Genomic DNA, 24,626 nt, shown 5'->3' with positions numbered 1-24,626 from the left:
GCACATTTATGCGCCCATAAAAGTACCCAAAACCTATGGTGAATTACCTACAGTTTGCAGCTTTTTAACGCCACCTACATCAAACCTACGAAGCTAAATCCACCCCTTCTCCCGTGCCTTCAGATACGCCTCGAATCGGTTTTGCGCCTCCAATTTGGCCATCGCAGACGATAAATAATTCCGGGTAGTACCCACCGCCAGATACACCGCAGCGGCAATATCCTCCACAGAACCTCCCTGACCTGCCGCTTCAATCACCTCAGCTTCCCGCTCCGTTAGTAGGCTGTCCCCCGATGAAATCGTCATCGCCGCTAATTCCGGGTCAATATACCGCCTACCGGAACACATAGCCCGAATCGCCGCCGCAAAATCCTCCGCCGATGATGTTTTGGGCATAAACCCCTGCACTCCCGCACTAAGAGCACGTTTGAGCTGACGGGGTCTGGAATGACTAGTAACAATAAGCACCTTTGTTTCTCGCGTTATCGCAAGAATCTGTTCCGCAACCTCAACCCCATCAATACCACCCAATTGCAAATCCGTGACACATACATCAGGCACCGGTTCCCCTGCCTCATGCCGGTTACGCCACCACGTCACAACCTCCTCCCCAGCGGAAAAACTCGCCACAACCTCCAAGTCATCTTCCAACCCCAACAACGTAGCCAACGATGACGCAATCAGCGTTTCATCATCCACCACAACAATAGAAATCATGGTATTTTTAACCCCATTTCAATTCGACGCTAAATTCCGGCGGGTTTCCGGTAATCACTATCTGAGCCCCGATAGTAGCCGCCCGCTGCCGCAACGCCGCCAGACCACCCATCTGCCCGATCGCGGCCGTGGCCCCGTCGTTAGTAACAGTGACGCTGCGCGGCGACAACTCAAACGTCACCGCCGTGGCATCCGCATGCTTTACGACGTTCGTCGCCGCCTCCCGAATAAACCACGCCGCCGTATCATGACACCGGGTCGGAATGTCCGAAACCTCACCAATCACCGTTACCGCTATCCCCACCGAAGACAACAAAGCGCGGGCACCATCAAGCTCCCGCTTCGGATCAATCCCCCGGTACCCTTCCACCACCTGCCCCATATCAGTACGCGACAACCGGATAAGCTTTTGCAATTCCAGCAATTCTTCCGTGATGCGGGAATCACCCTTCTTATCCAACGCAATCGCCAACTCTGTTTTCACCGACATTGCCGCAAGATGCTGCCCCAACGTGTCGTGCAGTTCCTGCGCAAACCGCAATCGCTGATCACTCACCTGCAATTGGGACTCCAAATTGCGGGCCCGATCAAGCTCCTTCACCGTCTTCGATGACCACATCGACACCCGGCTGATCCCCACCACAAAAACCGTAAACCCAACGATCATCGCAGGCGAGTTAATAATCTGATGCTTGACAGCGATAAACGTCGCAATCGCGGCAATAATGGTCTTCACCCACGGATAACGAGAAAACGTGGAATACACCAACCCCACACAACCAAAAGCGAAAACCACTGCACCTGCCATCACAGGCGATGACCCAGACATGGAGGAAAACGTCGTCACAACCATTGCCGCGCCCACCGTGATCCAAAACAAACTCAGCCCAATATTTTTCCACCCATCGGCATGATGTCGCTGTTTGGAATTAAGCTCCGGAACCCGCTCCAGCACGACCGTGACCACCAGGAAATGAGTAAGCGTCATCACGACCCACAACACAGTATGGAAATCAAACGTTACCAAGTCCCTCGATTCCCACGCTGGCTGAAAACTTACAAACAGCAACACCAAAACGCCCGCATGCAACGACCACCGCATGTAAAAGACGAACTTATCTACGTCGCTAAGTGTTCGTAACCAGCTGCGCACCGCGTCAAGAAACCTCATAACAGACGATTTTATTAGCTCTGCTACCGGTTGGTTTCCCACTTCATGTACCTCGCCGCAACCCATACCAAAGCAATAGCCCACACCACCAGCAACAACAAGGGATAGAGCAACCCTAGAACCGGTGCGGCAGCTGACGCCGACCCGGCACTTACATCACGCATCGTGCCACCCGCCCATTCGACAAACGCAACGTCACCGATCAACGCAAACGGCGTACGGTCGATAACATTCTGGATCTGTTCCGGCAACGCTATCCGCATAGTAGATTGCGACAACATAGCCAACACCATGACCGGCAACGACGTCATCTGAGCCGCCTCGGCATTAGCCGTGACCGAACTCGTAATCAACGCCAACGCCGTCGCAATAACAATGCCTAACACCATCGCCCCCACAAGCACCATGCCAGTTAACGGGGTAACGCCCGTGAAACCAACAAGAACGGCAATCATAACGACAGTTAAAACCAACGAAATAACCGTCCCCGGTGTCGCGATAGCAGATATAATCTCCACATCTTTAGCCTCTCCCGTACGCAGCCGCTTCAACACCTTTTCGTCGCGCCGGGTCGTGGTCATCGACAGCACCGAATAAAACTGGACGAACATCAACGTAATGAGGAAAAATACCTCCATTGCTATTGCCGACCGCACAGCTTGCCCACCGATCTGCTCGGCGTTATTCATATACAGCATCAGAATTCCGACACCGATGGGAAAAGCGATCGCCATCACCATTAACGTCTTATTCCGGATAAACTGCCTGGTCTCCGCCTTAGCTAACGCCAGGTAGCGGGACATCCGTACAGCTGGTGGCTGTTGGGTTTTGGTAAAAATAGTCATGATCTCTCCTTATCTCTGCACCAAAGCTGGCCCGCTTCCGGCAACATTTAAAAACACGGTTTCTAGCGTTGCCGGGCGGGCCGAAAAATTCTCTAACTCAACGCCGTTTAACCGAGCCCACTCCAATATCTGATGGGTATGACTTTGAATCCGATCGGTGAAAATCGTGACGGTGCCACCTGCTTGCTGCACCGTTGTGCCCGGAATGTGCGGCGGTTCGCTTACGGCGCTAAACGAAATCTCCGCTGACACCGTTCCCACTATTTCCGTCAGCGTGCCAGTGACCGCTATTTCACCGCGGTGCATAATTGCCAACCGATCGCACAACATCTCGGCTTCTTCCAGGTAGTGCGTGGTTAGCACCATCGTCACACCTTGGTCTTTGAGTCGGGCCAGCAATTTCCACACGTTACGACGGGATTCCGGGTCAAGACCGGTGGTTGGCTCGTCAAGGAACAGCAACGACGGATTACCCAATAGCGCGCAACCTAAGTCGAGGCGCCGCTGTTCACCACCGGATAGCGCCCCCACCCTCACATCACGGCGGTGTTCCAATTCCACATCACGCAATACCTCATCGATGCTGCGTGGATGCGAACAGGATCCCCGCCACATCTCTAACGTTTCCGCCACCGTCAATCCCAGCGGCAAACCACCCGATTGCAGCATGATCCCCATTTCAGTACGCACGATCGATCGGTACTTATATGGATCCATCCCGAGCACAACGACACTACCGTCGCTCGGCTCTGCGATGCCTTCAAGAATCTCCAACGTTGAGGTTTTACCGGCGCCATTGGTGCCAAGTAATCCAAATACCTCGCCCTTCGTGACATAAAACGACGAGTCTTTGACGGCTTCGTGCGCCGATGCGCCGGAGCCATACACTCGCTTTAAGTTCTTTACGACGATTACTGGTTGCGTATTCTCATTCTTCGTTTCCATACCTCAACTGTGTCAGGGCAATAAGAAGCCCGGTAGACAGGAAAATAACGAAAATACCTGTGGCTATTCATTTACTCTTCTGACTTTTGTCATACACCCACAACATGTGCTCCTGGTGTGAAAGATTTTTAGCGTTTGTATCTGTTGGAATAAGCACCGCGAAACCTTCCCTAAAGCAGATAACCGGTACAGCACTTAAGGGCAACTCGACTTATTCATAGCAGGGTGGTTGCTTTCGCTTCCTAGGAAGAAGAGAAGTCGAGTTAGGGGTGATTAAAACTTGACTCGGGGAGAAAGAATGCGGAAAAGTCACGCTCACATCATCAAAAACCACAGGGCCACCATGCCCTTATACTCAGACCGGCCCGAGATCACGAATCAAATTTCAGCTGTGTTGCTGGTCGCGCAGTAGCGCCAGGATATTCCCTACATTCCCCATGCCTGTTGCCTGTGCCTTTCTACATACGCGCACCCCTACGCTAAACCCCACAATTTTGTGCCACAATATAAAACCTGTGGATTCTACCTTCAATCACCCCATTCTTCTCTAATATTTCCTGCGCCTGGTACAAATTATCCAAATATTTGTCCACCTCAAAATTCACGAATTCCCATTCGATTATTTTGGCAAACCACACCAATGCACCAACATCAAAAAATCTAATTGGCTGAAATGTTTCCCCACAATGCAAGATATCAAATCCAGCTTCTTCTAATTCTCGTTTCCGAATATCCAAATATTGATCAGGAAAGGCAACTTTATCAATTTCTGGCTGCAAAAGTTTAATTAATTCCCAATCATTTTCGGCACCAACCTGTTGAGTAAAAAATAATCCTCGGTTGCGCAAAACTCTCCGCAATTCGGAACAAGAATAATCGCCGTGTCTATTAACAACCACATCAAAAACACTATTGCCAAACGGCAGGATATCTGCTCCATCAGCCGCTTTAAAATCTATCCCCAACGGAACCAATTTTTCTGTACAAAAATCAATATTTGGCCCATACCCCTCAATTGCTGCGGTATGTTGGTAAGGATGATTCAGCTCAAGCAAAAATTCACCACCCCCAGTCTCCATATCCAACAGGTTCATTTCATCCGTTAGATATCGCTTGATTAAAGATTTAAAATCCCACGGTAACTCGTCTTCTTCACCGTACCTATTAGCAATATGCGAGAAATCCCACCCTTGGATGTGTGCGATTTCCTCTTCATTTTTCCATTCTTCATATAATCTTTTTAATTTTTCATCCATCCCGTGTCCCCATATCTTTTCCGCTTTAAAAGACGACAGAAATTATATCACTTTCACATTTTTCACCCTTAGCTAAAAATCACAACAGCCCAGCGTCGAAAAGCAATCCGACACTGGGCTGAAACCTAAAACTACTTACGGAACCAATTAAACAGTCCTTTCTTCTTTCGCTGTTCACTTTGCAGCTGAATAACCAGCTTTTCTGGGGTGACAAGCGACTGGGTATACACCGCCTGAATTTTCTCTTCAGCGGTCTCACCAACCGTATCGCCGTCCTTGATAACCAATCCGTTGTCGATCAAATAAACGGCGATATTCTCAAGGAACTCATACGTATCGCGCGGCGATTTCTGGCTATTGGGAATTTCAATGTCCATCAACCCCAGTTGATCCAGACCAACCGTGTGCGCAGTAAGGTTGCCGGTTTCAGGGTCGTCACCCATGTTGAGCGCGACCCACGCATGAATGAGCGGCATTGGCAGAATCTCGGTTGCCAATTCCCGGAAAAGATCCGGCATGATCAGGTGTTCTGCCGCAGCCCAGAACAATGCGAATGTCTCCGGGGAAATGGCTATCAACGATGCGACCACCTTGGATAGCAAAACGTTTGCACGAAGTGAATCTTCGTCATCAGGATTCATCACGGCCACGATGGTATGCGCTTGGTGTTCGGAGTTAAACGGCACATCGTCACGCCACAACCGGCTAGTTTCGCACAGATCAGCGATATCGTCGGGGTACGGTGCCGCAACCGGCATGAGCATCACCCCGTACTCCCCAACATTGAATAAAACCGGATCTTTTGTCACACCTGGCGTGGATACTGCTGGCTCTTCATCCTCATCCCAGTCTGCAATCAGGTGCGCCTCTTCCGGCCAATCTGCCGCGAACTGCCGCCTGATGGCTTCTTCGGTTACTGCCGGGTCGAGCGAGTTTTGCAAAATCATTGCTAGTGCTGCGTTCATGAGTGGTTGCCTTTCTTTTCTAAGAAGTAAGAACGCAGCCTAGCGTAGCCTACGGGTCCGACATGAGATGCGATTATCCTAAAATAAGCACATATTTATATCACGCCGCACTGGCGAACCGATATCGAACGGCATCTTGTTTCTACAGGAGAAAACGTTTGCTTTCTATATCGATCCGCACTTTCGGCATGTGATGATATTCGCAAAATTGTTCGTCCGGACTGCAATCGTCTTTCTCCCACAGCGCATAATCCGCAACAGCCGTGCCGTACTGCAACCAGTATTGGATAAGTGCCGCCGCTTTAAGCGTTGCGTCATCGTCGTTATCCTCCGGCGGCAACGCCAATCGGTAGTGCTTATCCACGCTGCCCGCCTGGTATTCCACAAGCCATATGCCGAAATCCCGGCTAAAAACCGCCTGGGCATACGTCATCCCCGTGGGGTCGGCCAAATCGGTAATCACCACTGGCCGGTCGACGAAACCCACCCGGGTGTGCTGGGCGTGACGCAAGATTTCCGGCACCAGCCCGATCGATATGGGCATGTCCGGGTGCCACATCAAAGTATCGACGGTGGCGTTGAGCGGTTCTTCGCCCCGCCAGACGACGATATTGCGAAACGGTATGGCCAACCCACATCCAGCCGCCACCACCGATTGAATAATCTCCTGACCTTCGGAAAGCGGATTCATCACTGGTACCGCGATCACCCCATCGCCGATTGCGTGGGGGCTAAAACCCGCATCGGCGACAAACTGGCTTAAAGCAGCAGAGGGCTCGCCGCCAGCAAATTTTTGGGCCAAAACATCAAAGAAAAACGGCTCAGTAATCGGGTCGAAAAAGATAAGAGACATTCGCAAATCCACGTCGAATGGTGTCATTACATCAGCTTTCGTGTTGTATTCCGCCCAGCCATCAAGATGTCACGGACGAGGTGGTTTAGGGGCATCCGGATCGTTGACGTTAGCGGTTATCATCTGCCAAAACGCGTCGAAGGATTCCGCGATCATTGTTTCCTCTTCCACCTCTAGATCAACGCACACCAACGCTCCTTGCGGGTAGGCAGGGTTATCACGGTTAAGCAGAATTGGGGTGTGGATTTCACCATCCCCAAGCGCAATCAGGTAGCCCCAACTAGGCATTTCCCATGTATCCATCAGGTGACGCGCGTAGTTGTTCAAACTCAAGTGGTCGTCTGCCGTTCCATCAGCGACGTTGCCATACAGTTCTTCCACCGCGCAGCCGAGCTCTTCGTCGTCGAAAAGCTCCCCCACATCGGGTTCAAACACCCCGCCGCCGCATCCCGCGATAACCTGCCGGTACGTCTCAGGCAACTCGAAGCCGATAGCGCGTTCAATCTCCGCAATCCGGGCCGAATCGCAGGCATCACCCGTTTGCAAGAAAATATCGTCCCAGTTACACGACACTTTTCACACCGCCTCTCTATATGTATCTCTCTTTCTTCAAAAGTGTAAGACACATGTCGATACCACGCGGGTAGTGCGCTAAAAACTGCATCAACTTCTGACACCGACAACTACAATGCATGGCAGAATAAAACCCAGCAAAGGACGACTCATGACTAACGACGCCCAGACCTATTTTTGTTTCGACGGCACAACGAACCCAACCGTAGCTACATATTTCTCGGAAACCATTGCCCGACTCCACGCTGGTGAACTCACTGACGCAGATGTCGATCACGACGGTTACGAACCACTTATTAAACACAACGGTCACTTGCTTCTTGCCAGCGCGATACCAGAATTCCAGCTACGCACCGCATCCCTCGACTCGTTCGATTCCAACGAACACTGGCAGATCATCGAAAACCTCCGCCAGCTTGTGGGATGGGAAAACATTGGATATTCGGTGGAATATTGGCTCAAGGAAGCACTCGTGGAACGCTATTTTGATGTTCCAGACAATCCATATTCAATGACACGGCGACAGCTCAAACCCGATGTCGACCTCACTACAATCCCACCGCAATTACTTGAGTTTGCCTGCAAAGTCGCAGTTGCGTTGATCCGGTATGGTCAAAGTTACCAGCGATCCTCCGCCGAAGAGATCTTCACCCAAATCACTATCCTTGGCTCCGACTTGCCCGAACGTCTTGTAGGTTATGGCAGCGGGCAACTACCTGAGGAACTAGCGTTAGCTTCTGGTTCAGGATGGAGTGCGAGAGCAAATGACGTCTCCGGGATTATCACAGTTACTATGACCGAGGAGGCAGAACAACCGTATCGGGAAGTGCTGACGTACCTCATAAAAGTAGTATCTTCCTCGTTGTTTCCCGCAAGCTACGGGATAGTTTTCACAGGGCCGACGGAAAACTTCCTACCTATCCCACACTTAACCCAACACGGCATCAACCAGCTCTTCCAGTGCGCTGCACGCTATCCGGCGCTCCTACCAATTATCGCCGACTACGCCGACGCTGCGATGAACGAATATCACTGGTATCTCAATCTCGAAGACGAAGATTGTGCAATGCCTGGCACTTTCGCCGTTTTTGCACTGGGGCTTTACGACGACACCGCCGCACCAATCGTCCTAAAGTATCTAAAACTGTGCGACGGCGAGCACCAAAGTGTGCATGGGTTATTCGTTGCCGCAGCAATCGAGAAATTCGGGTTTACTGCAACCACCATTGACTATCTTCTGTGTTGCGTTAACAACAGCCAGGACCCGCCGGAGTTAACCAAACTAACCACACAAAAACCGGGCCGAGAAGCACTCGCTATCCTTGAACAGGTCAAAACCCGTACCGATGAATACGAATGGGATCACATTCAGTGGAGCATTTGGGGAGAGGAACCAGAAACCGAGATAGCAAACGCACCCGCCGAATTGCAACCGCAACTACGTGACCTTCTTTCCTAACGCTTTACCAAAAATGCGGACCAGTATTGTGATCGCTGAGCCGACCAAAATATTCCCGCATTCCTGGAATGGTGTACTCATAGAATCCGCGCCTAGGGGAATAAACAATGTGCTTCGCCATTAATTTATGTCCGTAATGCGAAACCGCGTCAGATCCCTTGCCCAGTTCTCCGGCAATGTCGCCCGTTCGTATATGCCCTGGTGCACCTGACATAGCAACCAGAAAATCATATTCTAATTGCGGCAAGTCCTTAAGCACAGGCTCTATCACTAGTCGGGCCAGGTCACGCTGCGCTTGTTCAATTGCCCACAAGACATGATCCATATCTACCTCTTCCATGGCTGACTGCGACATACGCGCCCAGCTGTAGTAGCCCACAAGCTGGATCAAAAACGGGAAACCTCGCGTTGCCATAACAGCTGCGTCCAGGGCAGCACTATCCCACTGCCGTGCCACATCAGTTACCGGTTTTTGCAACCCTATCCGAACGTCATCTGGAGAAACAGCACCTAAATCGACACGCACTGCTCGCCGCAAGAACGTCACCCCAGGATGGCGCAGCAATTTATCCACGTTTTCCGGCAAACCAGCAAACACAATGGCAATATTTCGCCCTTCCCGAAACATGTGCTGAATCACGCTAGCAATTGCCGCCAATTCTGCAACAGAATCGAGATGGACCTCATCAATGGTTATCAGGATTCCGGAATTTCTCTCCTGCAAAATATCGGCAATATCGCTAAGAACAGAGCGTAACCCTGGTCGCTGTTCATGCTTTTCCGAAACTTGTGTAGTTACCCCACCTAACCCCGCGGCGCTAATTCCCGTTATTTTTCGGGTCGTCGATAAATCATCAATAACACGGAGAATACGTGGTGCGTGCTCAAAAATTATTCGCTCTTCTATCCCTACCAATGCGGTTTCTTAAATGGTCACCCACCCTTGCTCTCGAGCGGCATCTTCCAACTCATTCAGCACAACCGTTTTGTCCACACCACGGGTTCCTACCAAAAACAATGCTCGTGCTGGCGCGCCAGGCCCCGCCTTTAACCCATCATTAAAAGCCTCCACCACTTCATCCTGCCCCACTGGAACAGCAGGAGTGAGACCAAATGTTGGCGTAAACGGGTTGGATGTTTTCATAACCCTCTCCTCGGCAGCGCTGTTCAATTAATTCAATATCGCAGTGCTATTCAATTAGTTCAATATTGCACCCCCTTGCAAAAATCCAGTGCCGCGAAACCTATGGCGGTGGCGAGATTTCTCCAGCCGAAATTCGCGGATCACAGCACACCACAGGGGTGCGATTTTATGGCGCAAGAATTTTATTCATGCGGATTTACATGCGGTTTTAACCCAAAAATAGACCAAGCGGTTTCTTTTTTAGTGGCAAGGAAGTAATTTCGTTGAAAGTTATCCGATCCGCAAAACCGAAAGTGCACATCATGAGCCCTAAATACGATAATTCCAATGCTGCTGAGTGGAGCTTAGCCACCCAGGCCATTCACGCCGGCCAGACGGTTGATTCCGACACCGGTGCCCGTAATCAGCCGTTATATCTGACTACCTCCTTCCTTTTCGATTCCGCCGAGAACGCGAAAAAGCGGTTTGCGCTGGAAGAGCTGGGGCCGATATACACTCGCCTGAACAATCCCACCAATGAGGCGTTGGAGAACCGGATCGCCGCATTAGAGGGCGGTGTGCATGCGGTGGCTTTTGCCTCCGGGCAAGCAGCGGAAACCGCGGCGATTCTCAATCTCGCCAGCGCTGGCGATCATATTGTTGCCAGCCCCAGGCTCTACGGCGGCACCCAAACTTTGTTGACGGTGACGCTCAAGCGTTTCGGCATTGATGTCACTCTTGTAGACAATCCTGATGATCCAGAATCGTGGCAGGCAGCGGTTCAGCCAAATACCAAGGCGTTTTACGGCGAAACATTCGCTAATCCGCAAGCAGATGTATTGGACATCCCAGCTGTTGCCGAGGTTGCTCACCGCAATAACGTCCCGTTGATTGTGGACAACACAATTGCGACCGCAGCTCTGGTGCGCCCGCTGGAACTGGGAGCAGACATTGTTATCGCGTCGCTGACAAAATACTACACTGGCAACGGTTCCGTGATCGCGGGCATTCTGGTTGACGGCGGCAGCTTCGATTGGACGGTTGAACGAGACGGCACACCCGTGTTCCCGGAGTTCGTTACCCCGGACCCCGCCTACCACGGGTTGAAGTACGCCGATTTGGGCGCGGCGGCCTTCGGTTTGAAAGCGCGCGTGGGGCTGCTGCGCGATACGGGGGCAGCGCTGTCACCGTTTAACGCCTGGGTCACCTTACAGGGCTTGGACACATTATTCCTGCGGGTAGAGCGCCACAATGAAAATGCCAAGAAAGTCGCGGAGTTCCTCAGCACCCACCCAAAGGTTGCCAAAGTCAATTATGCCGGTTTGCCGGAGTCCCCGTGGTTCGCGGTGAAGGAGAAGCTGGGAATCACATACACTGGCGCAACGTTATCCTTCGACGTTAACGGCGGGCAGGACGAGGCGTGGGCGTTTATCGACGCTTTGAAGCTGCACTCCAACGTCGTTAACATCGGCGACACCCGGTCGTTGGTTGCACATCCTGCATCAACCACACATTCGCAAAGTTCAGAAGAGGAATTGCGTAATGCTGGCATTTCGCCAGCGACCGTACGATTGTCTGTCGGAATTGAAGATATTGCGGATATTATCGCGGATTTGGAACTAGGTTTCGCCGCGCTGTAATCCCGCTATTTCGACCCGGGTTGCCGAACAACGGCCGCCCGGGTTTTTTTAATGGTACAACCTCACTTTAGCTTTTCGACGACACCACGTATCCATTTCACTTTGTTGACCCGCATTCCATTCATTGTGTTTGGACACAATTTTTCCCACGTGAGTTTTCACATACCCTGCTACAAAATAGCAACCAACACACCAGAACCCAGCCCCAACTCGACCTTTCTGCCTCTCAGTCCACAAGATCAACCGCCATACCGGAAAAAGGTCGAATCCCTCCAAAACCTGTCACAGATCTAGCCCCCAAGCAAGCTGGGAAAATTTGTCTCGCAATAAAAAATCCGCGCCACAGTGGTGTAGTGGCGCGGATTTTTTATCCAGTTATAGCTTTAAAACGGCAACTTAATGCCTAGGGAAGGCAGGAACTTCCATAGTGCGGCGAAAATTCCGCCCAAAAGCAACAAGATTCCGGCGATAGAGCCGCCGATGATCTTGCCCCGATTCTCGTCGTCAACCGAGGTCTTATTGCCGAAGTCCTTGCCGTCTTTGTTCCCAGATAGCTTGAGGTGCAATTCGGCAGCGTCAAGGGATTCCCCTACGTTATAGCGGTTTAACATCGCGTCGACGAAACCTTGCTGGGAAATGGTAGGAATGTTGTTGTAGTTGACGGCTTTGAGGTTTGGATCAATAGCCTCATCAAGGGTGAAAGTCATGACGGTAACGTCATTGCCTTCCTTAACACCCTGACCAGAAGCACCAGGCACACCTGCCTGCTCAAAATCACCTTTGGTCAGATAGTCCGCAGTGAGCTTGCCATCCTTGCCAGAGACTTGGAGCTTGAGGTCAGTGAATTTCACGTCCAAATCGTAAGCAGGGCCGTCTTGGCCGTCGACCTTCTTTGGATGTGCCTGAAGGTGAACCCCGCCCTGTAGCGGAATGGTGGCGTCACCGTTGGAAGCCACCTGGGCTGCGGCAGCATCGACTGGGAATTTAAATTCCTTGTAGATACCGTTCTTTTCCGAAGTGGCTGGTGCGATTGGCATAGCGGTACCCCGACCGATAGGGCCTTCCACATAAGAAACCAGCCCTTTACGAATCCCCCAGTTAAAACTACCGGTTTTTACTGCTGGTTCCTGTGCTACAGCAGGGGTGGAAAGGGTGGTGCCCATTAGGGCTGCAGCCAACATGGTTGCCGTGCCGATACGGGTAAAACGCGAAATGGTGCGCACGAGATCTCCTCGGAAGATGGGGTAAGTAACAAAGGATAATCTTAGGGTATTTAGGTTCGTTTAAGTGTGGGAAAGCGCCCCAAATACCCCCTTTCACACCACCCGGGTTCAGTTTACCGGTTTGGTTGGAACATCTTGATGCCGTCGTAAAGCAATTTACCCAATACCCCCACGAGGCCAAGGGTGGCGATAACCGCCAAAATGCTAGACCACACCTCGCGGATACTGGCGAAGCCTTTCTTATAGTCATCTTCGGTTCGCTCACCCAGGCTTGAGGAGCCACTACTCGACTTATTGCTGTGCGTAGGCGGCTTCTGGGATGTGGTGACCGTAGTCGTTACTGTGGTGGTAGCGGTAGCTGACGGATTACTGGGAGTAGGCTGCTGCGGTTTAGGTGCCTCACCAAACGGTTCAAAACGATCAAGGATCGCTGCCGTCTCCGAGTTTAACCGAGAAGGCTCACCCCGGCCAACGGCATAAAAACCAGAATCCGCTTTCTTAATCTCCGCAGCTTCAGCTTCAGTCCAGCACGTATCAGAAACCGTCAACCTAATGGTGGCGTTATCCAGTTCAGGATTATAGGAGTCGTTATAAATTCCCATAAAGACGATATCGACACCCTCAACCGTCAAATCTGTTCCTTGAGATTTGGTTCCAGGCTTAGGGGTAACTTTCGTGCCAGCTGTAGTAAGCGTCAACGTATTGCCGTTGCGTTGCCAATTGGCGGTGCCCACACCGAAGGTGTCGCGGCCTTCTACCCGGTTGGCTGCTACCCGGTCATGTGGGGTGTAGTCCGTCATCCCCTTGCCCGGAACGTAATAACCCACATAGCTGGTGCCCGGATAAGCCTTGTCCCCAGTTACATGGAAATACGGGGAAATCATGGTGGATTGCAGGGCGCCCTTATGCCCATCGAAGCGGATCGCTAACGGCACGGTGGCGATGTCGGCAGCATTGACCGTGTTATCCGAATTGAGCAGGATCCGTGTGCTCTCAGCCGCAATCGGCATTCTAAAAACGAAATCGGACGAATTTGGTGACCCTACTTGGGTGATGTTGCTGCTTGCTTGCCATTTCCCCTTTGCAATGTTACCGGTCACATATCTGCGCCACGATTGCTTAATTCCCCAATCCATCGTGCCTGATTCCACTTTCAAACCTGGATACGCACATGCAGCTTGGGTCGAAAGCGGTTCTGGTTCTTGGGCATGCGCTGCCGGTACGTTAAGGCAGCTCAATGCCACTGCGCAAACAACAGGGAGGGCAAATTTCTTCATGATCATCCTTAACTCACGATTGATTGACGGGTTCTAAAGTATCGGCTGTGTGCTCCGGGTTAGCAACGAGTGACAGGAAGTCGGCTTCGCTGGTAGTCGCATAGCGCCGCGCTGGGTGCACACTAACAACATCATCGGTTATGGAAACGCTGATCGGCCAGCCATAAATATCAGACAACGTAGTGTCGGTATAAACTTCAGCCACGGATCCAGCCGCCGCGACCTTGCCTCCTGCCAGGCACACAATATGGTCGCAGTAAGCGGCAGCAGCGTTGAGGTCGTGCAGCACGACTATAACCGCCACGTGAGCTTGCTGCGCTAGACTGCGCACCAAACCCAACACTTGTTCTTGGTGTTTGATATCCAGTGCAGCGGTGGGCTCGTCAAGCATAATTACCGGGGTTTGCTGAGCCAAGACTCGGGCCAATGCCACCCGTGCACGTTCACCACCAGATAAAGTGATAACATCCCGACCAGCAAGGTGAGTGGCGTCCGCGGCAGCCAATGCGGAATCAATGATCCGGTCATCTAGGGTTTCGCGGTCAGTGCCTTCCCAAGGCCGCCGACCCATCGCAACGACGTCTCGTACCAAAAACTCAAACGACACGCCAACATCTTGTAGCATCACGGCGCGGGCGCGGGCTAGCTCTTTTTTGCTTGACGACGCCGGGTCGAGCCCCATGACAGATACAGTTCCCGATTGGTGTTCCAGATCGCCGCTCAGTACCGCTAACATGGTGGATTTTCCGGCACCGTTAGGGCCAATCAAACCTGTGACTTCGCCGGGACGCGCGCGGAAGGTGACGTCGTCAAGCAACTTCTTACCGCTTATCGATACACTGACATTTGTTACTTCGATCAATGCAGTCCCTTTCGCATCATACGGCGCAACAAAATGAAGAACGTCGGGCCACCAACCAGTGCGGTGAAAATACCAATCGGAAGATCAGCAAACGGAATCATGGTGCGCGCCGCCACATCCGCACTCGCGATCAAAACCGCTCCCGCTAAGGCGGAGGCCGGAAGCAGAATCTTATTCTCCGGCCCGGTAATTGTGCGCAATAGATGCGGCACGATCAGGCCAACAAACCCGATGAGTCCGGCGAATGAAACCGCACCCGCAGTCAGTACTGTCGACGCGGCAATCGCCACAATGCGCAGCTGAGCCACATTGATACCAGTGTGGCCTGCGGCCCGCTCCCCAAGAGCGAGCACATCTAATTTTTTCCCTAATTGGAAGGCAATAAATAGCCCGATAATAGTGATCGGCAAAACTACCCACACGTGTTTCCACTGCGAACCGTTCAGTGAGCCCATTTGCCAGAAAATGATTTGTTCCCGGTTAGCGGTCGGTGCCAAGTACACCATGAACGAGATGATCGCACCACAAACCGCATTGATGGCGATACCTGTGAGAATAAGGTTGACCACCGCCACTTTTCCCTGGCTACGCGCTAATTGGTAGATCACCACAGTGACTATGACGGCAGAAATAAACGCACCAAGGGGGATGGTAAACGTGCCTAGAAAACCGATATTAAACACGATCACCACAGCGGCACCTACACCGGCACCAGAGGTAACACCGATAATCGACGGTTCTGCAAGCGGGTTAGCAAAGACCGCTTGCATCAAGGTGCCCGCCACCCCCAGTGAAGCGCCAACCAGCAGCCCCAGTACAATTCGCGGGATGCGAATTTCCCACACCACACTCGCCGCCAGACTATCGGCACTGCTAGAGCCTGCCGCCAATATGGCGGGCAAATCCTGGATCGGAACGTAGTATTGCCCCAACACGATGGAGCATAAAACCGCCACCACCAGCAGGACCGATAGCGAAATAAACGTCGTTACTCGGCGGCGGTGGCGGATGGCAAAAACATCAGGTTCTTGCCTATTGTGCATTTTCTGGAGCATAGATAGCCTGTGCAAGTCGAAGGAGCGTCTGACCGGTGAGCGGGCCGAAGGCCAAGGACTGACCATCAGGCAAGGTGACTATTCGTTTCTTTTGACCTGCCTCTGTTTGAGCAACACCTGGGCGTTGCAATAAGCCCTCGATACCGCCAGTTGATTCTAAACCACCCTCCATCATGATGATGACTTCAGGGTTAATCTTGGCCAACGCTTCTGCGTTTGCGGGTTCTGCATAGGACAAATTATGCACGGTTGCTAGGTCTACCCCGCCAACGCCCTCAATGAGATCTTTCGCACCGGTGCCTTCACCCATGATGAAGAACACGCCACCGTTACCACGAGCATACAAGAATGCCATTCGCATGGGGTCAGCCGGAGCCAGTGCTTTGATTGCCTCGCGGTCCTTTTCGATCTCTGCAACCGAGCGTTCCGCGAGTTTTTCCGCCTCTTCTGGCAACCCAACAACACCGCCGACGGCCTTGATGTCCTCACCTACCGAATCAATGGTGCGGGTAGGTTCCATAACCACGGTTGTAACACCCGCCGCCCGGATCTGGTCAATAGCGTCATTGGGCCCAATCGAGTGATCCACAATCACCAATGTAGGTTCTAAGGATAAAACCGCCTCCACATTGATATTGTGTCCTCCTTGGGTTACCACTGGGAGGTCTTTTAACGACTCTTCGGTTGAAGAAACCGTCCGGCCAACAATCTTGTCACCCAAACCAAGGCCAGTGAGTGTCTTTGTGTACGAACCGTACAAGTCAAGAGCCAAGATACGAGAAAGGTCATCAACAACCACGTCTTTGCCATCGGCGTCAGTTAGCTCGACGGGCAAACTGGGCTTGACGTTAGTTGCGATTGGCGCGACTTCATCAAATTGGGTCACATGGGTAACACCAGTGAAGCCACGAGGATCAGACAAAGAAGCCGGATCGGGTAAAGATTCCCGAAGCTTTGCGTTGGAATCATAAGACCCCTGGATGCCACAACCGACCAAGGCAATCGCGCAGATAACCGCAACGATTGTTTCACGTAATTTCACTATAGGCATGGTGTTCTTTCTTGGAAATACTTGGGTTTTTAAGCTTCAGGGTTACACCGGATTATTGACAACCAACCGCCCCATGCTGCCACCGGCAACAACGAAGGCAGCGATAGCCAAAAGAACATACATTCCTGGTGTCATATCCAAATCGGTTGTACCACCAGTCGCAGCATTCTTGATCTTGAACTTATTGGCACCATTTTCATAACCAGTGGAGCTATTGCCTTCGGCGTCTTCGAATAACAATTCGCCGTCTTCACCAACAGCAGCGCCAGCTTCTCCACCACCGTCTTTCAGCGCTGCGGCTGCGGCTGCTCCGCCACCACCGCCTGCGGCACTCGCCGCAGCTGCGGAACCTTGACCAGAAGCACAGTTCGGTGCTGCACCGAGCGATGCTTCGAAGGAGATCGGATCAAGCTGGGTGCCTGGCTCATAGAACTCAGCGAATGCCTTAGATCCAGCATCAGTCAATGACACAGATGCCGTGCCAGAAGCGCTGGAATCAGAAACATTCAAGGAAGAGAAGTTCAGTGACCCAAGTGCCACTCGACCGAAATCAGTCTTTTTCCCGGAAGTGTCAGAAGATTGTACGTTAGCGACCAGGGAACCACTACCACCATTGAATTGAATTTCCACGTTGGTGATGGTGAGATTCAAAACACCATTATGACCGGTGAATTGAATACCACCACCGTATCCGATAGTGCCGCTCTTTGCCCCCGGATCAACAGCACCGCTCTTTCCACTGAACTGGAACTTACCGCCGGAATGCCCAACACCATTGAGCGTCCATTTACCTTTGGCGATGGAGCCAGTGATATAGGACTGGAAGGATTGCTTAATACCCCACGCAGCCTTAGCGTTTTGCACGCCACGTGCCGAGGAAGATGAACATACATCATTGCCACCACCGGCAGCGCCACCTGTCGCACCAGAGCCGCCAGAAGAAGCACCGCCGCCCGAGGCCGCGCCACCGCCGGTAGCACCAGAGCCACCAGAAGAAGCGCCGCCACCTGTTGCACCAGAACCACTAGTGCCGCCGGTACCAGACGCTCCGCCTGAAGTGCCAGAACCGGAGTTTCCGGAAGTTGTGTTACCGGAAGTACCAGAACCCGAGATGGTTCCGCCAGAGGTAGTTCCACCCGAGGTGGTCTTGCCGTCATTAGCGAAAGAATTGAGTTGCTTCTTAAATTCCTGGGCGTTGCCCATGAAAGTTGTTAAGCCATTCATGGTGTCATTTGTTTCGGACAAAATACCCATGATTTCTTTGTTTGCACCGGAAAATTCGCCAGTAATTCGGCCAAGACTGCGCGAGCCGCCACCACCGGTGCCACCAGTCGAGCCGCCACAGCTGCCGTCAAGCTTGACCGATCCAGAGGTGGGATCCATAGCCTCACCTGCGTTATATTGCAGGAAGAGTTTGGCTCCATCTGCGGTCAGCGATGTGCTCCCAGCCATATTGATGGAACCAGAGTTGGTGTCTACCGGATTACTGAGATTGATTGTGACCAAGGGTGCGTCTTGACCACTAATCGGTGCGCCCTTACGGGTTTTATCTATCATGTCGGATTCATAGGACTGGTAATCCGCGACAATCTGAGCGGTACCGCCCTGAACCACAAGTTTGACATCAGAAATCGTCATATCCAACAGCGGGCCAGCACCGTAGTCATGGCCTTTGAAATTCAATGACCCCTGCAAAGGTATGGTAGCATTTGTGCCACCATCAACGGTTGCTTTACCTGGGGTGAAAACAAATGCACCGTCGGCACCTGTTTCACTGCCTGTAAAACCAACTCCGGAACCAGTCCAGCTCCCCTTAGCGATTGGCCCCTTGATGTAGCTACGGAAGCTTTGTTTGATACCCCAATTAAAGGCGCACCCCTCCTGCGCATGTGCCTGCGGTGCCAAAGCCAATGGCAGCCCGACCAGTGCAGGCACAAAAAAGAGACTGACTGCGCGGCGTCGCAACGCGTGCGATGAGTGTGCAGTAACCATAGGTTTAAACTCCAGTTTCCTAGTGTTTTAGAGGTTTTATAGATTGAATACTATGCCACAATCTAAAAAAGATGCTTAGGTAAAGCTTCACATACTTCGCTAAACATGTATAGGGTACACTTAGCTGTCTTGGAAACCTATTCTTTTGGAAAGTGACGTATTTCTCCATGTACTCTGGCAATACTAACGCCTTTTCCAACCTGTATCCGGATGTCGACCCCACCCAAGGATTACCCCTAACTAGGGCTGAACGCCTGTCAATAGTCATCGCCGGAGCGGTGCTATCTTTCGGCTTTCTCATAAGTAACATTGTTGTCGCGGGCGCAGGACTCGGATTACTTCTGTTTTCCACAATCTATCCATCGCAGAAAACTGGCCGCCGGATCCGCAAAGAAGCCCGTGATCGGTTCCCACAGGAAGACTGGTTCGAGTATCGGGCACTGCGTCGCAACAATCTGTCGCTACTTATCAGTCTGTTCTGGGTTGCAATCATCGCCATTAACGTTGCAACCTTCTGGTTCGCACTGGAACGATTCGGAATGCCTGCTGCTTATGGCGCTGCGACATTAACCGGTGTTTTACTTTGGCTTATGCCAGGCATGAACCCCATGTGGGCGCATAAAAAATCACGAGAAACCACAGTAGTAGTCACCCCGCGCCCCGTTCCGCCAGCCACGCCACAACCCCAGCCTCGACTACAGCCAGCCCCAACACCACAAACCACTCAACCCAGCAACGCCGAGGCAACCGCGCAACCGCAACCTACAAGCGTCGACAAGCGTGACGACGCCGCAAGGGCAGACAGTAATGCCCGCGAAAGCACTGAAGAGCTTGCCAACGCCGCCACAAGCGAATCCGATACAGACACCACCGAACAATCCCGTAATGATTCCCCGTCGACCGCCGACACTAACGCCTTCCCTCGCCAAAAATAGGAAAATAACATTACCTGAATTGAATTATGACGCTTTCATTGCAGGTTTTAAGTCAAAATATTCGCATGCGCCCGTAATCGCCAGGTAGCATAAGCAGCATTATCTTCATTCCATATATAAGGAGCACATTTGATGCTGGATACCTCGGGCACACTGTGCACAATCAACATCGGCGACTTTTACACCGAAGCAGGCGCCACGATTCCCGATGTAACGATCGCTTACCAAGCCTGGGGAGAATTTCGAGGCGATAACCTCATCCTCATAGAACATGCACTCACCGGGGACTCCAACGTCACCGAATGGTGGCCAGACATCGTGGGCCCCGGTAAAGCATTAGATACCGACACCTTCTGCGTGTTATGCACCAATGCACTGGGCGGCTGCATGGGAACAACCGGCCCGGCATCGCTTGCTCCCGATGGACATCCGTGGGGATCACGGTTCCCCGCAGTTTCGATCCGCGACCTCGTCGCTGCGGAAAAACAATTTTTAGAACGCGTCGGCGTAAGTGAAGTCCACGCGGTGATTGGCGGTTCCATGGGCGGCGCTAGAACCTTAGAATGGACATTGCTCTATCCAAAGCAGCTAACTGCAGCTCTTGTCTTAGCCGTATCCGCGCGGGCGAGCGCGTGGCAAATCGGAATCCAAACCGCACAAATCAATGCCATCGAACACGACCCGCATTGGAATAACGGCGACTACTACAACGGCACAGCGCCGTTAGCTGGGTTAGCGGCGGCACGGCGTATTGCCCACTTAACATATCGCGGCGAATTGGAAATCGATGAACGGTTCGGGACCTCCGCACAGCCAGGTGAAAATCCGCTGGGAACTCACCGCAGCCCAACACAACGGTTCGCCGTACAAAGCTATCTTGATTATCAAGGGGTGAAGCTCACCCAGCGGTTCGACGCTGGTTCCTATGTCGCCTTGACGGAAGCATTAAACCGCCATGATATCGGACGCGGGCGAGGCGGCTTAAACAAGGCACTTGCATCGTCAACGGTTCCGACCATGGTCGCCGGGGTTGATACTGACATTTTGTATCCTTATCATCAACAAGAACACCTCTCCCGAAATCTTGGGAAACTGCTGGCAATGGCGAAAATTTCTTCTCCAGTGGGGCACGATGCTTTTTTGACCGAATCCCGTCAAGTTGATCGCATTATTCGCCACTTTTTATTACTAGCTGCGCACCAAGCAGAAGACGACGGCGTATTTATCAGTGATCGCGTCTAGCTTGTTATGGATTCTAACTTCCCAACGAATCTACCGACGAAGCCAAAAAGACCATCAATGCTCCGCCCAGGGCAGTATATGCGGCATCAAAATGGCGGGATCGGACAGCAAGAACCCACAATACCTTGGAATCACATGTTATCCGTACCAGCGATAGCCACAGCAGCGCCACCCCTAACGTAAATGTGGCCCGACGCCAGTGCTCGGTGAACGAAAATACCCCGGATGCAATCACCGCAATGACAAATACCACCATCGCTGCATATTGCAGACCACGTGGCACCACGGACGGCTTCAGATCCACATCATGCGGATTATCCAGTGGCGTAATGAGCTTTTGTGTCGTTTCCTCGCCCATTCTTCTGATTAATTCACACCCGCCAAACGTTCAGCCCGTTCCACAACATTACGCACCAGGAAAGCACGGGTTAATGGCCCCACGCCGCCCGGATTTGGCGAAACGAAACCAGCCACATCCCATACATCGGGGTGCACGTCGCCTAAAAGTTTCCCATCCACCCTGGAAACCCCCACGTCTAAAACGGCCGCACCCGGCTTCACCATATCTGCGGTAAGCATGTGCCCTACCCCAGCGGCCGCAATGATAATATCCGCGTTCAGCGTTTCGGCCTTAAGGTCAACAGTTCCGGTATGACATAGGGTTACCGTGGCGTTTTCCGATCTGCGGGTGAGCATCAAACCAATGGGCCGACCAACAGTCACACCCCGACCAATCACGACAACTTTCTTCCTCTGAGTCTCCACCCCAAAACGCCGCAGCAGATGAATCGCCCCGTTGGGGGTACACGGCAGCGGCGCAGGTTCGTTCAAAACCAGTTTGCCAAGATTTACCGGGTGCAAACCATCCGCGTCTTTTTCAGGGTCGATGCGTTCGAGCACTGCATTTTCATCCAGATGCTTAGGCAGTGGTAGCTGTACGATGTAACCAGTACACTGCGGGTCCGCATTTAACTCGTCGATCACTTTATGCAAATCTTCCTGGCTGATATCAGCAGGCAGATCCTTGCGGATCGATGTGACCCCAATCTGCTCACAATCGCGATGCTTCATCTTGACGTACGAGTGACTTGCCGGGTCATCGCCTACCAGCACGGTTGCTAGACCCGGTGTAATGCCATTTTCCTTCAATGCAGCGACGCGCTGCTTTAGGTCGGTGAAAATTTCATCCCGATACAGGTTGCCGTCAAGTTTGGTTGCAGTCATGCGGCAATTATCGCACGAAATCCTTCAAAACGATCAGTTGGGGGTTTCTTCGTTAGCCACCAGTGCCTGGAACGCAACGTCAGCGAGCTCGATGCCTGCTCCGTCGTATAGGTTGACACTGGCATCGGCCCCAAGGTCAACCAATTCCTTCGTTTTATAGCTGTATTTCGCAATACCCGCAGTGACCATCGAACTCTTGGTGTTATTTAGCGTTTGCAATGCCACCACATTGGATTCGTGGGAAGGCATCGCCAGAACCAAAAGCTTCGGACAATGGCTTGATTGGCTTAACCTCACCCATAGCTCAGGGTCGGTTGCATCAGCGTGGAACACTGTATAGCCACGTTTACGCATCAGCTCCACTCGTTTTTCATCAAATTCCACCCCAGCTACCGTCATGCCGTATTTTTCCGCCAATCGTAAATAGGCTCCTGCACCCACGCGCCCCATTCCCAAGACCAAGGCGTCTACCCCATCGATGTCTAGCGGTCTCTCACCTGCCGCCAATTTCTGGGGATCACGACGCGGCAACTTCAGAACAAGTGCTTCCATAATCGGCCCGACCCGCAACTTCACCAACGAACTAATGATGAAACTACCGGCAACAGCAACCGCCATGATCTGCACCCACTCACCTGCAATAATGCCCCTGGCCGCAGCTAGCGATGCAACTATCAACCCAAATTCCGAATAATTTGCCAATAAACCAGCAGTTAGTACCGAGGTACGACGCGACATCCCTGCCTTGTACAACAAAGCCAGAAAAATCCCGAGTTTCGCAGGAAGAAGTAACAACAAGATTCCAGCTGCAATGAACCCAGACACGCTGGGAATTCCGCCCATACCGATATCAATAAAGAAACCCACGAGCAATAATTCACGAACGCTCACGAGTGCCTTATGCAACCGCTTGGCAATCGGGTGCCCAGCAATAACCAAACCCGCAATAAGGGAGCCGAAAGAGCCTGACAAACCTGCAAGTTCAAACACCGCATAGGCACCCACGGCGATAATCACGCCAGCTAAAACCAATAGTTCTGCCCGATACACCAAATCAGGGAGTTTGCCAATAAGTGGTCGGATAAGCGGCAAGGCCAGCAGTAAAATCGCCCACGGCTCCGGGGTTTTGCCAGAGAACAGCACTAGGAAAGAAACTGCGAAAATATCTTGAAGCACCAATACCCCGATCGCGATGATGCCCACTCGCGAACGCATACGGCCGGATTCATCCAGAACCGCAATCACAAAAACTGTGGAAGAAAACGAACTTGCAAACCCCAGCAATAAGAAGCCGCTCCAGCCAGTTCCAATAAAGGCCGACAGTGGTAATAATGACAATGCCGCCAGCACGACCGCAAAAACGATGGTATTGAGCGCAGCCTGTCCCACTGCGGTGAAAACGACCCGCACGCGGGTAATCATCTTCAAGTCCAGATGCAAGCCAATCGTGAATAGTAAAACGGTGACGCCCACCTCGGCCAATTCCGCAATAGCAGGAAAAGTTGGCACATTTGCTGCACTTAGTCCGAAGCCTGCGGCTAAGAATCCTACCAACGGTGGCAGCCGAAGCGCAGATGCACCCAACCCTCCGATAATCGCAACGATGGCCGGCAACATAAATTCTTCTGGCATAAGTCCTTATCCTAGTGAGTAAAGTTACTGCTATGTCACTCATCAACGTCGTGTTCGACCAACCCTGCATTCCGCCCAATACCGGCAATGCCATCAGAATGTGCGCTGGCTCAGGCGCGCATCTTCATTTATGCGGCCCATTAGGATTCGACCTAGCAGAAAAGAACCTTCGACGTGCAGGTTTAGACTATCACGACCTAGCGGAAGTCACCGTTCACGATAATCTTGAGGCGTGCTTAGCAACACTGTCAGATTCCCGTGTTTTCGCTTTCACCGCAGCAGGCACCGCGCATCACACTGATATCAGATACCAACCCGGCGACATTCTGCTATTTGGCACTGAAACCACCGGCCTAGACCCGCAGACACTCCTTCATCCCCGCATTACCCAACAGATACGCATCCCCATGCTGGCCGGTCGCCGTTCCATGAATCTATCCAATGCCGCTTCGGTTGCAACCTATGAGGCGTGGCGACAATTCGGGTTCCCCGGCGCAGCGCCGCTGGCTTAGCCTTCACATCCCCCACCACCTCTGCCCAAAGCATCACGACGCAGCAGCAGCCACAAGAAAATAGCAGGTTAGCT

Annotated in this window: 24 protein-coding genes; 5 read left to right on the top strand and 19 right to left on the bottom strand. The window is 52.1% G+C overall.

Features of this window, described 5'->3' with window-relative positions; all coding sequences use genetic code 11:
• Positions 1-93: 93 nt before the first annotated feature.
• The 8 genes from CMUST_RS03025 to CMUST_RS02990 all read right to left on the bottom strand — a co-directional run bounded on the left by CMUST_RS03025 (position 94) and on the right by CMUST_RS02990 (position 7,325).
• Positions 94-717 (bottom strand): response regulator transcription factor, encoded by a 624-nt coding sequence (locus CMUST_RS03025; RefSeq protein ID WP_047261276.1) that lies wholly within the window; start codon positions 715-717, stop codon positions 94-96.
• A 7-nt stretch (positions 718-724) separates the two neighbouring features.
• On the bottom strand, positions 725-1,888 hold the full coding sequence (locus CMUST_RS03020) for a sensor histidine kinase (protein WP_047263317.1): 1,164 nt from the start codon (positions 1,886-1,888) through the stop codon (positions 725-727).
• 23 nt (positions 1,889-1,911) lie between these two features.
• Entirely contained in the window at positions 1,912-2,733 is an 822-nt protein-coding gene (locus CMUST_RS03015) for an ABC transporter permease (RefSeq protein WP_047261275.1), read from the bottom strand.
• Positions 2,734-2,742: 9 nt separating this feature from the next.
• Positions 2,743-3,678, bottom strand: a complete 936-nt coding sequence (locus tag CMUST_RS03010) for an ABC transporter ATP-binding protein (protein ID WP_047261274.1) — start codon at positions 3,676-3,678, stop codon at positions 2,743-2,745.
• 479 nt (positions 3,679-4,157) lie between these two features.
• Entirely contained in the window at positions 4,158-4,934 is a 777-nt protein-coding gene (locus CMUST_RS03005; RefSeq protein ID WP_047261273.1) for a class I SAM-dependent methyltransferase, read from the bottom strand.
• A gap of 131 nt (positions 4,935-5,065) precedes the next feature.
• Positions 5,066-5,899 (bottom strand): DUF4261 domain-containing protein, encoded by an 834-nt coding sequence (locus CMUST_RS03000; protein ID WP_047261272.1) that lies wholly within the window; start codon positions 5,897-5,899, stop codon positions 5,066-5,068.
• A 142-nt stretch (positions 5,900-6,041) separates the two neighbouring features.
• Positions 6,042-6,752, bottom strand: a complete 711-nt coding sequence (locus CMUST_RS02995) for a hypothetical protein (RefSeq protein WP_144414112.1) — start codon at positions 6,750-6,752, stop codon at positions 6,042-6,044.
• A 69-nt stretch (positions 6,753-6,821) separates the two neighbouring features.
• A complete protein-coding gene (locus tag CMUST_RS02990; RefSeq protein ID WP_047261270.1) occupies positions 6,822-7,325 on the bottom strand; it encodes an SMI1/KNR4 family protein in 504 nt (167 codons plus the stop codon).
• A gap of 151 nt (positions 7,326-7,476) precedes the next feature.
• On the opposite strand from CMUST_RS02990, the gene CMUST_RS15755 reads away from it, so the two are divergent.
• Complete coding sequence (locus CMUST_RS15755; RefSeq protein WP_052844500.1) at positions 7,477-8,784, top strand: DUF6138 family protein; 1,308 nt, start codon at positions 7,477-7,479, stop codon at positions 8,782-8,784.
• Between the two features lie 4 nt (positions 8,785-8,788).
• Here the strand turns inward: CMUST_RS15755 and CMUST_RS02980 are convergent, their stop codons facing one another.
• Positions 8,789-9,700: a hypothetical protein gene (locus tag CMUST_RS02980; RefSeq protein WP_052844499.1), complete on the bottom strand. Its 912-nt coding sequence runs from the start codon at positions 9,698-9,700 to the stop codon at positions 8,789-8,791.
• Positions 9,701-9,709: 9 nt separating this feature from the next.
• Positions 9,710-9,928 (bottom strand): P-loop NTPase family protein, encoded by a 219-nt coding sequence (locus tag CMUST_RS15750; protein WP_052844498.1) that lies wholly within the window; start codon positions 9,926-9,928, stop codon positions 9,710-9,712.
• 302 nt (positions 9,929-10,230) lie between these two features.
• On the opposite strand from CMUST_RS15750, the gene CMUST_RS02975 reads away from it, so the two are divergent.
• Positions 10,231-11,547 carry an O-acetylhomoserine/O-acetylserine sulfhydrylase gene (locus CMUST_RS02975; protein ID WP_047263315.1) on the top strand — a complete coding sequence of 439 codons (1,317 nt, stop codon included), beginning with the start codon at positions 10,231-10,233 and terminating at the stop codon, positions 11,545-11,547.
• Between the two features lie 383 nt (positions 11,548-11,930).
• Here CMUST_RS02975 and CMUST_RS02970 read toward each other — a convergent pair whose 3' ends face one another.
• The 6 genes from CMUST_RS02970 to CMUST_RS02945 all read right to left on the bottom strand — a co-directional run bounded on the left by CMUST_RS02970 (position 11,931) and on the right by CMUST_RS02945 (position 19,007).
• Positions 11,931-12,770, bottom strand: a complete 840-nt coding sequence (locus tag CMUST_RS02970; protein ID WP_047261269.1) for an HtaA domain-containing protein — start codon at positions 12,768-12,770, stop codon at positions 11,931-11,933.
• Between the two features lie 113 nt (positions 12,771-12,883).
• A complete protein-coding gene (locus CMUST_RS02965) occupies positions 12,884-14,047 on the bottom strand; it encodes an HtaA domain-containing protein (RefSeq protein WP_052844497.1) in 1,164 nt (387 codons plus the stop codon).
• 13 nt (positions 14,048-14,060) lie between these two features.
• Positions 14,061-14,909, bottom strand: a complete 849-nt coding sequence (locus CMUST_RS02960) for a heme ABC transporter ATP-binding protein (protein WP_047261268.1) — start codon at positions 14,907-14,909, stop codon at positions 14,061-14,063.
• The gene (locus CMUST_RS02955) at positions 14,906-15,952 is read right to left on the bottom strand and encodes a FecCD family ABC transporter permease (RefSeq protein ID WP_407921994.1); all 1,047 of its coding nucleotides are present in this window, start codon (positions 15,950-15,952) and stop codon (positions 14,906-14,908) included. Before CMUST_RS02955 ends, CMUST_RS02960 begins: the two co-directional genes overlap by 4 nt.
• Positions 15,942-17,015 carry a heme/hemin ABC transporter substrate-binding protein gene (locus CMUST_RS02950; RefSeq protein ID WP_047261266.1) on the bottom strand — a complete coding sequence of 358 codons (1,074 nt, stop codon included), beginning with the start codon at positions 17,013-17,015 and terminating at the stop codon, positions 15,942-15,944. The genes CMUST_RS02955 and CMUST_RS02950 overlap by 11 nt, the downstream gene beginning before the upstream one ends.
• Positions 17,016-17,057: 42 nt before the next feature.
• Positions 17,058-19,007 carry an HtaA domain-containing protein gene (locus CMUST_RS02945; protein ID WP_083987396.1) on the bottom strand — a complete coding sequence of 650 codons (1,950 nt, stop codon included), beginning with the start codon at positions 19,005-19,007 and terminating at the stop codon, positions 17,058-17,060.
• A 152-nt stretch (positions 19,008-19,159) separates the two neighbouring features.
• Between CMUST_RS02945 and CMUST_RS17010 the strand changes: the two genes are divergently transcribed.
• Positions 19,160-19,942 (top strand): hypothetical protein, encoded by a 783-nt coding sequence (locus tag CMUST_RS17010; protein WP_236690143.1) that lies wholly within the window; start codon positions 19,160-19,162, stop codon positions 19,940-19,942.
• 132 nt (positions 19,943-20,074) lie between these two features.
• A complete protein-coding gene (gene metX, locus CMUST_RS02935; RefSeq protein ID WP_047261265.1) occupies positions 20,075-21,184 on the top strand; it encodes a homoserine O-acetyltransferase MetX in 1,110 nt (369 codons plus the stop codon).
• A gap of 13 nt (positions 21,185-21,197) precedes the next feature.
• Here the strand turns inward: metX and CMUST_RS02930 are convergent, their stop codons facing one another.
• From CMUST_RS02930 to CMUST_RS02920, 3 genes are read right to left on the bottom strand one after another with little or no spacing between them, the layout of a single operon-like run.
• Complete coding sequence (locus CMUST_RS02930; protein WP_047261264.1) at positions 21,198-21,542, bottom strand: DUF3017 domain-containing protein; 345 nt, start codon at positions 21,540-21,542, stop codon at positions 21,198-21,200.
• An 8-nt stretch (positions 21,543-21,550) separates the two neighbouring features.
• The gene (locus CMUST_RS02925) at positions 21,551-22,408 is read right to left on the bottom strand and encodes a bifunctional methylenetetrahydrofolate dehydrogenase/methenyltetrahydrofolate cyclohydrolase (RefSeq protein ID WP_047261263.1); all 858 of its coding nucleotides are present in this window, start codon (positions 22,406-22,408) and stop codon (positions 21,551-21,553) included.
• A gap of 33 nt (positions 22,409-22,441) precedes the next feature.
• Complete coding sequence (locus tag CMUST_RS02920; protein ID WP_047261262.1) at positions 22,442-24,040, bottom strand: cation:proton antiporter domain-containing protein; 1,599 nt, start codon at positions 24,038-24,040, stop codon at positions 22,442-22,444.
• Between the two features lie 32 nt (positions 24,041-24,072).
• On the opposite strand from CMUST_RS02920, the gene CMUST_RS02915 reads away from it, so the two are divergent.
• Positions 24,073-24,552 (top strand): tRNA (cytidine(34)-2'-O)-methyltransferase, encoded by a 480-nt coding sequence (locus CMUST_RS02915; RefSeq protein WP_047261261.1) that lies wholly within the window; start codon positions 24,073-24,075, stop codon positions 24,550-24,552.
• The last annotated feature ends 74 nt before the right edge of the window (positions 24,553-24,626 follow it).

This window comes from Corynebacterium mustelae, from assembly GCF_001020985.1.
GTDB lineage: Bacteria > Actinomycetota > Actinomycetes > Mycobacteriales > Mycobacteriaceae > Corynebacterium > Corynebacterium mustelae.
The sequence above is the reverse complement of the archived record's forward strand: the minus strand, read 5'-3'. Positions and strand labels throughout refer to the sequence as shown.